This window comes from Paenibacillus sp. FSL R5-0914, from assembly GCF_038004525.1.
GTDB lineage: Bacteria > Bacillota > Bacilli > Paenibacillales > Paenibacillaceae > Paenibacillus_AQ.
On record NZ_JBBORH010000003.1, the window covers coordinates 786,564 to 799,114 of the forward strand.

Below are 12,551 nucleotides of genomic sequence, written 5' to 3' on the forward strand. Positions count from 1 at the left end.
TGTAAAAAGGTTGTATATATCTTATTACCCGCTACGTTTTTTCCTAAACGGGCTATATACTTCTATTACGTTAAACGAGCAGGTTTTGTTGCAATTTTTAAAAAAATATTTCTGAAAAACGATGCCGGTCATGAATCCACTAAAAATGATAGTAAAAGTTTGTCTCCTCGGGCATATTAAAATGTCAAAACATACAGATTAGGGGGAGCAACGAATGGGTGGAATACTACGGATTTATAGGAACGACTGGCGCAACGTATTTAAGGTTCCTGTGGCCGTGTTCCTGATCGCTGCTTTGGTGGTGTTACCTTCTGTGTATGATTGGTTTAACGTTGCGGCGGTGTGGGATCCCTACAGTAATACCTCTGGCATTAAGATTGCTGTAACCAGTTTGGATGAAGGGACCACTGTGAAGGATAAGAGCTTCAATATCGGCAATGATGTCATGGAAAGTCTTCGGAATAATAAAAGCTTAGGCTGGACCTTCGTAGATGCAGAAGCTGCGCACAACGGTGTGAAGCGTGGAGATTATTATGCTAGTATTGTTATCCCTGCTGATTTCTCCAAAAGAATGACAGGAATCCTCGAAGGCAGGATCGTGAAACCAGAGATTGAATATACCGTCAATGAGAAGATAAATGCGATTGCCCCTAAAATCACAGATAAAGGTGCCTCTTCAATTACAACACAGATCAGTGAGAATTTTACGGAAACCATTAGCGAAACCGTATTTACGGCTTTAAAGCAAATTGATTCAAAATTCCAATCTGAATTGCCTATTATACGCAAGGTTGAAAAAGGGTTGTTTAAGTTAGAGGCAAGTCTCCCCGAGATTGAAACGGCAGGGCAACATGTATTGAAAATTGAGGAGCAATGGCCGCAAATTCATGCATCGGCAACGCGCATCTCTAAGCTGGAGAATAAGCTGCCTGAGGTGGAAAAGGCGGGATTGGCTTTAGAAAAAATAGCTGAACATTGGCCTCAAATTGCCAATGTTGCAGATCATTTAGGGGAGCTGCAGGATAAGCTACCCAAAATTGAACAAGCAGCACAGCTAATCGTTCAACTTGATAATCATTTTGGTGAAGTTGAACAAATCATGGACAAGGCGTCGGAAGGTCTTGCGGAAGCAAATAAAGTTGTTAACACTGCCCTAACTGCGCTACCTAAGGCCGACAAAATTGTAACTGCTGGAAATGATTTTGTTCTAGAGCTTCAACAGTTCTTAGAGAAGAGTAATGCTGCATTTGAAGCGGTACCTGCCGCCCTCAAACAAAATATATACCTGCTGCAAAATACGGAGGACGCAGTAGTTCAGCTTGCTGAACTGCTGCAGGGAGAAGATCTTGACCCGCAAGCGGTACGCGAGCAACTTGAGTCAGTTTCCGCTCAGCTGGTGTCGGGAAGTAACGTGATGGATCATACGCTTTCTTTGTTATCGGCACTGAATACATTCTCACCAGGAACAGTAACTAATGCTGAGATTGGCACCTTGAAGGCTGTAAACAATGCCTTAAGCAGACAGACTTCTTTGGTAAACTCACTGGCGACGGATCTACAAAATGAGGGTCAGCCTGATCCGAGTAATGTTAAGCAATTGGGTCTTAAATCTGGCGAAGGGAACGTAGCCATTTCGAAGCTTATTTCCGAATATGAAGCGGCAACTATCCCTGCTATAAAAAATACATTAGAGCAAATATCCACTGCTGCTGAGACTACAGCCACTGCCCTGGATCAAGTTCCGGATCGTCTATCGGCGCTGGGTACCCTTCTTGAGGAGACTATGGCAGCGATTGAGTTCGGACAATCAAGCTTGGCTAGTCTACAGCAAGACTTACCAGCTATTCGTGAAGCGGTACATACAGCAGCTAGCGGTGTCGCAGATAAGACACAGAGCTTTGGTACTTTTGTTCGTGATACACTTCCGCTAATTCAGAGCAGCTTGCCTGTTGCAGGAGAAAAAATACAACAAGCTGCAAATTTCGTCCGTCAGGATCTGCCGGCTGTCGAGGAACGGGTGCACCAGATTTCTGATCTGATACGTACAGGTCTCCCCCGTGCGGATAAGGGAGTAGCGGTCGCAGCGGATATGGTGCGAAATGATCTTCCGATACTGGAAGATTCGATTCGTAAAGCGGCAGCTACCATCCGTCAGATCAAAGATGAGGTGGATCTGGGTGAGATTGCTGAGCTGCTCGGAGGGGATATTAAGAGCAAAAGTGATTTTTTAGCCAATCCGGTAGTATTAAAAGAGAATAAGTTATATCCTATTCCGAATTATGGTTCGGCTATGACTCCTTTTTATGTTGTACTTTCCTTATGGGTAGGTGGCACACTCCTAATCTCACTTCTCCGTACGGGAGTGGACACTGAGGGAATTGTGTACAAGCGGTATCAATTGTATTTTGGACGTTTGCTGACGTTTCTTACGGTTGGGATTCTGCAAGCGTTGGTGGCTGTACTTGGTAATATCTTTATACTGAAATGTTATGTGGTGGACAAGGTGTGGTTTGTCCTTTTTGCAGTATTAATTAGTATCGTATTCGTGACGATTGTATTTACGCTTGTCTCGGTATTCGGCAATGTTGGGAAGGGGATAGCAATCGTATTCATGGTGCTTCAATTCTCAAGCTCTGGCGGTACGTTTCCAATCAGTACAACAGGCCATTTCTTTCAAATGTTGAATCCGTTTATGCCATTTACTTATGCGATTAGTTTGATGCGGGAGGCGGTAGGGGGGATTCTGCCGGAAGTGGCGATTCGCGATTGTCTTTATTTGATCCTATTCGGTGTAATAGCACTCTTACTGGCGCTAACGCTCAAAAAGCCGCTGGAGCGTTATATCGAAAAGGCGGCTGAACAAGCCGAAGAATCCAAATTGATCTCTTAAGAAAAAAGAGGTTGTACCTAAGCCAATTGCTGTGGCTTTTGGTACAACCTCTTTTAGATTATCTCGCTGGAGCGAAATCGGCTACTGGCTTTAGAATCTCTTCAATTCTCTCCAAAGTATCTAGAGATAGAACGGCATCAACAGCTTTGGCGTTCTCTTCCACCTGCGCTGGCTTACTGGCCCCTATAATTGCAGAACTTACACCAGGTTGCCGTAGGGTCCAAGCTAACGCTAGTTGCGACAGCTTCAAATCAAGACTGCTAGCTAGTTCATCCAGCTGTCCGACAACAGTCAGTACATCATCGCGGAAGTAGCTACGAATGACGCCATTTACCGAATCATCAGCTGCGCGTGTTCCTGCCGGAGGCTGTTGTCCAGGTTTGTATTTACCTGTCAGAATACCTTGGGCGAGTGGGGAAAAGACCACTTGTCCGAGACCCTCACGCTGAGATACCTCAAGTACCTCATCTTCAATGTAACGTTCGAACATGTTATAGATAGGCTGATTGGAAATAAGCGGACGCAGATTTAGTCTGCGTGAAATGCCGGTGGCGTCAGAAATTTGAGCTGCGCTCCATTCGCTCACTGCCGAATACAGAATTTTACCTTGTGCAGTTAGGTCGTCCAGCGCGCGTAAAGTTTCCTCCACAGGCGTCTCTCTGTCAAAGCGATGACAAAAATAAACATCAATATAATCGGTTCCTAAACGGCGAAGGCTAGCTTCGCATTGCTCCATGATGTGCTTACGTGACAAACCGCGATTATTCACATCATCCCCCATGGGGAAGAATACCTTTGTACTCAGCACATAAGATGATCTTTCATAGGCGCGAAGAGCAGCGCCCATTGCTTTTTCGCCTTCACCACGGTTATAAGCATTAGCTGTATCAAAGAAATTGATACCGCATTCAAAAGCTTTGCTGATGCAGGCGTCTGCTGCCTTTTGCTCTGCTGCTGTTCCATATGTAAGCCAGCTGCCTAAGCCGATTTCACTGACTTTTAGTCCTGATTTACCTAGTCTTCTGTATTTCATTATTTTCTTCCCTCCTTGAGTTGTATATGTTAACTTTACTTGTATCCTATGGAACATTCAACTTGAATGTTTCATGTAAAAGACGAGATCAAGGAGATGAATCGTAGTAATGACTATTCCAACTTCTAAAGCTAAAAAAGTGATTTTGTTTCAGGGTGATTCTATTACGGATGGAAACCGTGGTCGTGATGAAGATCCCAATCATATTCTAGGACATAGCTATGCATATATCATTGGCGGTAAGCTAGGCAACGAACGGGCTGAGCAGAATCTCGTGTTCTATAACCGTGGAATTAGTGGGGATCGGATCTCCGATTTATATGCACGCTGGAATGAGGATGCGATTTACCTTCAACCGAATATCATCAGTATTTTAATTGGTGTTAATGATCTTTGGAGAACAATGAAAGGGGAACCAAGTGGTATAACGGACCGTTTTGAACGTGCGTACCGTCATGTGCTTGAAGAAACTGGGGAAGTACTTCCGCAAACGAAGCTGGTCTTGTGTGAGCCTTTTATTCTAAATACCGGAGCTCCGGCAGAACAATGGGACGAATGGAAAGAGCGGATTACTCATTATCAGGGTGTTGTTAAGCAGCTTGCAGAGGAATTTAATGCTGTGTTTGTTCCTTTACAGGAAGCATTTGATGCAGGTACTCGTAGAATAGATGCAGCCTACTGGCTGTGGGACGGCGTTCACCCGACAGCGGCTGGGCATGATCTTATTGCTGGGGAATGGCTGAAGATCGTAGAGAAAAGCGGTCTTTTAAACGACTAGTGAAATAAAGATTCCCCCTTATCTTTATTTATGCACCTACTGATTACTCAGCGGGTGCATAGATAAGAGATATATGATAGTTATTCAGAAACTCGATCCATTCCTCAGAAGGCTTCTCGTCTGTAACGATATAATCCACTCGATCGAAACTAAATAATTTAATGAACGCAGTCCTATCGAACTTAGAGTGATCTGCGAGCAAAACTACTTTATTCGCCTGCTGTTGCATCAGAATCTTTAGTTCACTTTCTTCTTCATTCGAATCGCTGAGCCCACCAGTCATAGACAACGCTTTACAGCTGAATATGGCTACGTCCACATTATATTTTTGAATAGTCTGTGAGGCGGTATGTCCAACGAAGGAGCTAGTCTCGGGGCCTAGTATTCCACCAGTGGAAATTAGCTTTTGCCCAGAATGTTGAAATTCGGATAATACAACCAAAGAATTCGTAATAATCGTAAGATTGTTTTTCTCCTCTATAATTCTCCGTAAAGCCTCAAAAACTGTTGAACTCGTATCCGTCACCAAACTGTCCCCATCATTAATTAATTGGAGAACATGATCAGCTATCGTACGTTTGGCCTCTATATTTACCTGATGTCTACTCACATAGGGAGGGTCCTCATTCGTGTGGGCATTAAGGATTGCACCGCCATAATTTTTCTTGGCAAGTCCTTCCTTGTCCAATTTATCCAGATCCCGCCGAATGGTCTCTTCCGAGACATTGAATTTTTGCGCCAGCTGAGCGACATGGACTTTCTTTTGTCTATACAGCTCATTAATGATTAGATCCCGCCGTTCAAATGCTTTCATCCGTTCACTCACCTCAATCATCATCTACTTCCTAGTTTACTACATTGTTGTATAAATCAAAAAAATAACCTCATATTCACATAATACCACAGTATAATAGTATTAATACCACATAAAACCACATAATTTATCTATAAATATGTTGTTTTATGTTGACTAAAGCGTTTCCATATTTTATGATGAAGGAGAAATAGGTCCATTACCGATGATACTAAGATGATCTTGAGGAGGAACAGCAGTGATAGAAAACTATCCGAAAATTGGCATCCGCCCGACCATTGATGGCAGAAGAAGAGGGGTGCGCGAATCGTTAGAAGCTCAAACCATGGGTATGGCTCAGCGGGTAGCTAAGTTTATTGAAGAGAACTTATTTTATCCGGATGGCCGCCCCGTAGAGTGCATCATTGCCGATTCTACGATTGGTGGTGTTAAAGAAGCTGCTGCTGCGGCTCAGAAATTTGCTGGGGCTAATGTTGGCGTATCGATTACTGTGACCCCTTGCTGGTGTTATGGTTCTGAAACGATGGATATGGATGCCTCAATCCCACATGCGGTTTGGGGATTTAACGGAACGGAACGCCCAGGTGCGGTATATCTAGCTGCTGTTCTCTCTGCTTATGCACAAAAAGGAATTCCGGCGTTTGGTATCTATGGTGAGGATGTTCAGGAGTCTAGCAGTGAGGAGATTCCAGCGGATGTGCAGACTAAATTGCTGCAGTTCGCCAAAGCTGGGTTGGCTGTCGCTCAAATGAGAGGTAAATCCTATTTATCAATGGGTTCTGTTTCGATGGGGATTGCTGGATCGATTGTGAATGAACAGTTCTTCCAAGAGTATCTGGGAATGCGTAATGAATATATAGATATGTCAGAATATGTACGCCGCTTTGAAGAGGAGATTTATGATAAAGAGGAATATGAGCGAGCACTCGCGTGGACCAAAGAAAACTGCCAAGTTGGTGCCGATAATAATCCGAAGCATCTGCAAATAAGTGATGATGAGAAAGAGAAGCAGTGGGAGACTTGTGTGAAAATGACCTTGATCGCCCGTGATTTGATGATCGGCAATCCTGTTCTCGCTGAGCTGGGCTTTGAGGAAGAGGCCAATGGTCATAATGCGATTGTGGGTGGCTTCCAAGGGCAGCGCCAATGGACGGATCATTTTCCTAACGGAGATTTCATGGAGACGATAATGAACTCCTCTTTTGACTGGAACGGCAAACGTACACCTTATATCGTAGCGACAGAGAATGATAGCCTGAACGGAGTAACGATGCTGTTCAATTATTTGCTTACGAATACTGCACAAATATTTGCGGATGTCCGAACCTTTTGGAGTCCAGATGCTGTTAAGCGAGTAACGGGTCATCAATTGGAAGGTGAAGCAGCACACGGAATACTACACTTGATCAACTCTGGTTCGGCTGCTCTGGATGGGACGGGCGAGCAGACGATAGACGGTAAACCTGCGATTAAACCTTTTTGGGAAATTTCGGAGGATGAGGTAGAAGCTTGTTTGAGCCATACCCAATTCCGCCCGGCTTCTCAAGAATATTTCCGTGGGGGCGGCTTCTCTACGGATTATTTAACTAAAGGCGGGATGCCAGTTACTATGGCACGGATGAACTTGGTTAAAGGGCTTGGACCTGTTCTTCAGCTTGTAGAGGGGCACACGGTTGAGCTGCCTGAAGATGTTCACCATACACTGGATCAAAGAACAGATCCGACTTGGCCAACAACCTGGTTTGCACCTAAGTTAACCAATAGTGGTTCTTTCCAATCAGTGTATGATGTCATGAATAATTGGGGCGCAAATCATGGAGCGATCAGTTATGGGCATATTGGGGCAGATTTGATTACGCTGGCGTCTATTCTGCGCATTCCGGTCAGCATGCATAACGTTGAGGAATCACGTATTTTTAGACCTCGGGTATGGTCGTTATTTGGTACCGAAGATCTGGAGGGAGCAGATTACAGAGCATGTCAGAACTTTGGACCCCTCTATTAAAATCTTCCTGTGAAGCAGGTGTGGTGAACAATGGATGATACGATTAAGCTTCTAGCCATAGATCTCGGCGCCAGTTCCGGAAGAGTTATGCTGGGGATATATGATGGCGATAAGCTGCAAATGGAAGAAATTCATCGGTTTGAGAATACGCCGGTACAGGTCAACGGGCATTTATATTGGGATACTCTAAGGCTCTTCCATGAAATGAAGCAAGGGGTTCAAAAAGCCTTTAGGCAACATGGAGAACTGACGTCCTTAAGTGTGGATACATGGGGAGTCGACTACGGGTTTATTGATAAAAAAGGAATGATGCTCTATTCCCCCCATCATTACAGGGATCGGAGGATGGATGTTCACCGGCTCAAATTGGAAGCGTTACTGTCACCGGCAGAGCAATTCCGTATGACCGGTCTTCAGCCAAGTGTGATTAATACACTTTATCAGCTGTTCTCTGATTTTCAGGATAATGATTCTCTTATGGAGAACGCGGATACGATTTTAATGATGCCAGATCTATTTCATTACCTGTTTTCTGGTATAAAAGCAGCAGAAAGCACGATCTGGAGTACAAGCGGCTTAGTGGATGCTGCCACGGGAGAGCTCTCCTCTGAATTATTTAACAGACTTGGGATTCCGAGTAGTCTAGTTCCACAACAGGTTCATGCGGGAACGGTTATTGGATCTATCCTACCGATTATTCAAGAGGAGCTTAATATAGGCCCGATGAAAGTGATAGCCGGCGCTTCACATGACACGGCTTCAGCGGTAGCTTCGATCCCTTATACTCGTAAGGATGAAGCAGCATTTTTAAGCTGTGGTACGTGGTCGTTGGTTGGTATGGAGACGCCTGAGCCGGTCATTTCAGAGAAAAGCTATGAATATGGTTTCACAAATGAACGTTGCTACGGTAATTCTAATCGTTTGCTAAAAAACACAACGGGACTATGGATTCTACAGGAGCTCCAGAGGAATTGGGCGAAAGCAGGAGAGAATTTTAGTCAAAGTGAAATGGTTGAATTAGCCCAAACGATTAATGGGGCGCCAGCGATCATTGACCCGAATGACCAGCTTTTCAGCACACCTGGTGTGATGATGCAGCGGATTAGGGAATATTGTGAGCGAACGGGGCAACCGTCGCCTAATACGAAAGCTGAGTTTATACGCGTTATCCTTGAGAGCCTTGCGCAATCATACTGTAGAACGATTGAAGAAATGGAAGAGATCACCGGCAAGACAATCACTATCATTCATATGGTTGGCGGTGGGATTCAAAATGAGCTATTATGCCAGCTCACCGCTGATGCTACGGGTAGAGAAGTCGTTGCAGGGCCAGTGGAGGCCAGCGGAATTGGCAATATCATTGTCCAGCTGGCTGCCCTGGGGAAATTGGAAGTTTCTAAGGCGAAAGAGTTCGTGGCACGATCTTTTACCTTTAAGACATACCAGCCTTCTTTGGTGAAAAACTCTAAAAAATAGGATACGAGGAGAGAACTTATGGATAACTTGGAACAAAAACTACGTTCGCAGATTTGTGATATTGGCAGAAATTTGTTTAATAAAGATTTCATTGCCGCCAATGATGGGAATATTTCAGCACGGTTATCAGAGAATGAAATTCTCACTACCCCCAGAGCGGTTAGCAAGGGATATTTAGAGCCACATATGATTGTAAAAGTAAACTTGCAAGGTGAAGTTCTTGAAGCGGCGGAAGGATACAGACCTTCAACGGAAACCAAAATGCATTTGAGAATTTATAATGAGCTACCTGAGATGAATGGTGTGGTTCATGCACATCCCCCGTATGCTACCGCTTTTGCCATTAAAGGTGAGGCGCTCGATAAAATGATGATGCCAGAGTCGGTTATCATGATCGGGGATATTCCTTTGGCGGAATACGGAACACCTTCAACAGAAGAAATCCCGGATTCACTGATGCCTTTCCTTGGCAAAAAAACAGCAGTCCTGCTCGAAAATCACGGAGCACTTACTTGGGGAACGGATGTTATGGAGGCTTATCTGAATATGGAGAGACTCGAATATACAGCCAAGATTACCTTTATTACACGTATGATTGACGGGGAGAGAGAGCTGCCACAGCATCGGATTGATGAGCTGGTAGCTTTGAGATCTTTTTATGGGAAGTAATGAGGTGCTTGGATGTTGAAAAAAATTCCTAAGCTACTATCTCCGGAACTGGTACGTGTGATGATGGAAATGGGTCATGGTGATGAGCTTGTACTGGCAGATGCTAATTATCCAGGACACTCCTTAAACTCAAAAGTACTAAGATATGATGGTATTGGGATACCTGATCTTTTGGATGCAATATTGGAATTGCTGCCCCTAGATCATTATGTTGAACATCAGGTGGCGTTTATGGCTGTGGTTGAGGGAGATCCTACGGTGCCGGTGATCTGGTCCACGTACCAGTCGATAATCGCCAAACATGACGCTGAAGTGACGATTAAATATGAGGAGCGGTTTGATTTCTACAATCGTTCTAAGCAAAGTTATGCTGTTGTAGTCACAGGTGAAGAAGCACTTTATGGAAATATTATTATCAAAAAAGGTGTAATCAAGGCCTGATGATCAGCGATTCTGCTTGCGGTATTGCAGAGGTGAGCATTTCGCGATTTGCTTAAACACCCGCCCAAAGTGGGCGATGCTGTCAAAGCCTGTATTCTCTGCAATGGTAGTGACTTTAGTGTTAGTGCTCTGCAAGAGTCGTTGGGCTTCCTTGATCCGAATGTAGTTTAGATATTCAACAATGGTGAAGCCAGTGGTCTGTTTGAATAAACGGCAAAGATAGGTACTGCTGATGAAAAAAGTTTCGGATAGCTGCTCTAATGTAAGCTTTTCAACATAATGTGCCTGTAAATAATCGATCATTTCGTAGACTTTAAGCTGCTTCTCACTGCTCTCAGGAGCGATGGGCTCGCGGCTTATTTCTTGTACTCTGTTCATTTCAATAAATAACTGGATGAGAAGTGTCTGAAGATAAGGGATTTGCTGTGATCGATGCTCCTCTTGTTCTTTTAGCATAGAGAAAAGGATAGATTCGATGGCTCCTTGTTCATGTACTCCGGGACGCAGAAGTAAGCTTTGTGTAGTTAAAAAAGGAATACTTAGGTCGTAGTTCGCCAACGTTTTTTGCAGAAAGTCCTCCTCAAAGTTAATCAATATTCGCTCATGGCGTGCTGAGCCCTTAGAAGTGGTGCGATGGAGTTCATTTTTGTTAATAAATATCAAATCACCTTTGCGTAAGGTATAAATCAGATTGTTGATATAATAGCTGCGCTCACCTGCGAGTAAATAATAAATTTCATATGTATCGTGATAATGGTCGGAATCCATGCTGAATGGGCCGGCTCTTTTGATTTGTTCAATGATAAATGGAGGTTCTAGCTCCTGTTCCATTGTAGATTTGCCCCTTTCAGATAATGAAGCTAATATATGCAAAGTTTTCGCTATTTTTGCTAATAATCGCTTAGATTTGAATGTATTTTATACTATAAACTATAAGAAGAAACGGCATCAAAATCAATAGCGATGGAGTGATCCTTGTGTCGAAGAAGAAATATGTATTCGTAGGAACCGGTGGCCGAGCGGAGTTCTTCTATGGTGAGATAACTACGAATTATCGTGAAACTTCAGAAATTGTAGGCTTTTGCGATGTGAATGGGGCAAGAATGGATTATGCGAATCGATTACTGAAAGGGAAATATCAGTATCATGCGGTTCCTACTTATAAAGCTCATGAGTTTGATCGTATGATTGAAGAGACTAAGCCGGATGTAGTTATCGTTACGAGTATTGACCGCACACATCACCATTATATTATCCGGGCGATGGAGCTTGGCTGTGATGTGATTTCGGAGAAACCAATGACGGTGGATGAAGAGAAATGTCAGGAAATTCTTGAAGCGATTGAGCGGACGGGGAAAAAACTGCGTGTTACGTTCAATTACCGCTATGCCCCGCACAATACCAAAATCCGTGAATTGATCATGGATGGGGCGATTGGAGAAGTGTTATCCGTCAATTTTGAGTGGCTGCTAAATACGCAGCATGGGGCGGATTACTTCCGCAGATGGCATCGGGATAAACGGAACAGCGGAGGGCTGTTGGTTCATAAATCAACACATCATTTCGATTTGATGAATTTCTGGTTGGGCTCTCGTCCGGATACGATCTATGCCATGGGAGATTTAAGGTTCTATGGCAGAGAGAATGCGGAGAAGCGCGGGGTGACGGAGTTTTATCAGCGTGCCCATGGGAGTAGTGCAGCGGAAAATGATCCCTTTGCACTTCAGCTAAAAGACAACGAGCAGCTTAAGCAGATGTATCTGGATGCCGAGCATGAGGATGGGTACCTGCGAGATCAAAGTGTATTCGGTGATAATATCAGTATTGAGGATACGATGGCAGTCATGGTCAAATACAAAAACAAGACGATTATGAACTATTCACTTAATGCTTATTTGCCTTGGGAAGGCTTCATTGTAGTATTTAATGGGACGAAGGGGCGGATGGAAGTTAAGGTTGTTGAACAGTCCTATGTAAACGCTGGGGGGAAGAAAGAAGATGAAGGGGCACTAAAGGACAAGCAAATCACTGTATTCCCTCATTTTGCGCCGCCTTATGAAGTTGAAATTGAAGAAGGCGTTGGGGGACATGGGGGCGGAGATCCGGTCATGCTCCGTGATATTTTTGAACGACCTGTGGAGGATCGGTTTAATCGTGCAGCTTCCCATGTGGATGGGGCGTTGTCTATTATGACCGGGATTGCGGCTAATCGTTCGATCGCTACTGGACTTCCGGTGAAGGTGGATCAGTTAATCAAGTGGTAGAAAGATTAGCAGTTGAAATGGGTCTTTAAAGGCGAACACTGGCGTTTCTCCAGAATCCCTCCACCCCTCCGCTCTGTCTTCACGTCAATTTACTACTATTTTTAGATTGAGCTAAAAAAGTAAAAATAAAAGGCTGCCTCCATAGTCATTGTAGATGACTAAGAGACAGCCTTATTTATTT

Annotated in this window: 10 protein-coding genes; 7 read left to right on the forward strand and 3 right to left on the reverse strand. The window is 44.0% G+C overall.

The window, feature by feature from the left end; all coding sequences use genetic code 11:
• The first annotated feature begins 214 nt into the window (after positions 1-214).
• Complete coding sequence (locus MKX60_RS26860; RefSeq protein WP_341061495.1) at positions 215-2,890, forward strand: YhgE/Pip domain-containing protein; 2,676 nt, start codon at positions 215-217, stop codon at positions 2,888-2,890.
• A gap of 58 nt (positions 2,891-2,948) precedes the next feature.
• Here the strand turns inward: MKX60_RS26860 and MKX60_RS26865 are convergent, their stop codons facing one another.
• Positions 2,949-3,923, reverse strand: coding sequence for an aldo/keto reductase family protein (locus MKX60_RS26865; protein WP_341061496.1), 975 nt, complete (start codon positions 3,921-3,923; stop codon positions 2,949-2,951).
• A gap of 109 nt (positions 3,924-4,032) precedes the next feature.
• On the opposite strand from MKX60_RS26865, the gene MKX60_RS26870 reads away from it, so the two are divergent.
• Positions 4,033-4,701, forward strand: coding sequence for an SGNH/GDSL hydrolase family protein (locus MKX60_RS26870; RefSeq protein ID WP_076284308.1), 669 nt, complete (start codon positions 4,033-4,035; stop codon positions 4,699-4,701).
• A 43-nt stretch (positions 4,702-4,744) separates the two neighbouring features.
• On the opposite strand, the gene MKX60_RS26875 is transcribed toward MKX60_RS26870, so the two are convergent.
• Complete coding sequence (locus tag MKX60_RS26875) at positions 4,745-5,515, reverse strand: DeoR/GlpR family DNA-binding transcription regulator (protein ID WP_042193458.1); 771 nt, start codon at positions 5,513-5,515, stop codon at positions 4,745-4,747.
• 238 nt (positions 5,516-5,753) lie between these two features.
• Between MKX60_RS26875 and MKX60_RS26880 the strand changes: the two genes are divergently transcribed.
• Genes MKX60_RS26880 through fucU form a run of 4 tightly spaced genes read left to right on the forward strand, consistent with a single transcriptional unit; the run spans position 5,754 to position 10,106 of the window.
• On the forward strand, positions 5,754-7,520 hold the full coding sequence (locus MKX60_RS26880) for an L-fucose isomerase (protein WP_076284307.1): 1,767 nt from the start codon (positions 5,754-5,756) through the stop codon (positions 7,518-7,520).
• A 30-nt stretch (positions 7,521-7,550) separates the two neighbouring features.
• Positions 7,551-8,996 carry a rhamnulokinase gene (locus MKX60_RS26885; RefSeq protein WP_341061497.1) on the forward strand — a complete coding sequence of 482 codons (1,446 nt, stop codon included), beginning with the start codon at positions 7,551-7,553 and terminating at the stop codon, positions 8,994-8,996.
• Between the two features lie 18 nt (positions 8,997-9,014).
• Positions 9,015-9,665 (forward strand): class II aldolase/adducin family protein, encoded by a 651-nt coding sequence (locus MKX60_RS26890; RefSeq protein WP_076298138.1) that lies wholly within the window; start codon positions 9,015-9,017, stop codon positions 9,663-9,665.
• A gap of 12 nt (positions 9,666-9,677) precedes the next feature.
• On the forward strand, positions 9,678-10,106 hold the full coding sequence (gene fucU / locus MKX60_RS26895; protein WP_341061498.1) for an L-fucose mutarotase: 429 nt from the start codon (positions 9,678-9,680) through the stop codon (positions 10,104-10,106).
• Between the two features lie 3 nt (positions 10,107-10,109).
• Here the strand turns inward: fucU and MKX60_RS26900 are convergent, their stop codons facing one another.
• The gene (locus tag MKX60_RS26900; protein ID WP_341061499.1) at positions 10,110-10,937 is read right to left on the reverse strand and encodes a helix-turn-helix transcriptional regulator; all 828 of its coding nucleotides are present in this window, start codon (positions 10,935-10,937) and stop codon (positions 10,110-10,112) included.
• Positions 10,938-11,083: 146 nt separating this feature from the next.
• Here MKX60_RS26900 and MKX60_RS26905 point away from each other — a divergent pair, with 146 nt between their 5' ends.
• A complete protein-coding gene (locus MKX60_RS26905; protein ID WP_341061500.1) occupies positions 11,084-12,370 on the forward strand; it encodes a Gfo/Idh/MocA family protein in 1,287 nt (428 codons plus the stop codon).
• The last annotated feature ends 181 nt before the right edge of the window (positions 12,371-12,551 follow it).

What these genes read in the sequence shown, in the direction of transcription:
- MKX60_RS26860 (WP_341061495.1), top strand. Translation starts at nt 215, where the DNA reads ATGGGTGGAATACTACGGATTTATAGGAACGACTGGCGCAACGTATTT.
- MKX60_RS26865 (WP_341061496.1), bottom strand. Translation starts at nt 3,923, where the DNA reads ATGAAATACAGAAGACTAGGTAAATCAGGACTAAAAGTCAGTGAAATC.
- MKX60_RS26870 (WP_076284308.1), top strand. Translation starts at nt 4,033, where the DNA reads ATGACTATTCCAACTTCTAAAGCTAAAAAAGTGATTTTGTTTCAGGGT.
- MKX60_RS26875 (WP_042193458.1), bottom strand. Translation starts at nt 5,515, where the DNA reads ATGAAAGCATTTGAACGGCGGGATCTAATCATTAATGAGCTGTATAGA.
- MKX60_RS26885 (WP_341061497.1), top strand. Translation starts at nt 7,551, where the DNA reads ATGGATGATACGATTAAGCTTCTAGCCATAGATCTCGGCGCCAGTTCC.
- MKX60_RS26890 (WP_076298138.1), top strand. Translation starts at nt 9,015, where the DNA reads ATGGATAACTTGGAACAAAAACTACGTTCGCAGATTTGTGATATTGGC.
- fucU (WP_341061498.1), top strand. Translation starts at nt 9,678, where the DNA reads ATGTTGAAAAAAATTCCTAAGCTACTATCTCCGGAACTGGTACGTGTG.
- MKX60_RS26900 (WP_341061499.1), bottom strand. Translation starts at nt 10,937, where the DNA reads ATGGAACAGGAGCTAGAACCTCCATTTATCATTGAACAAATCAAAAGA.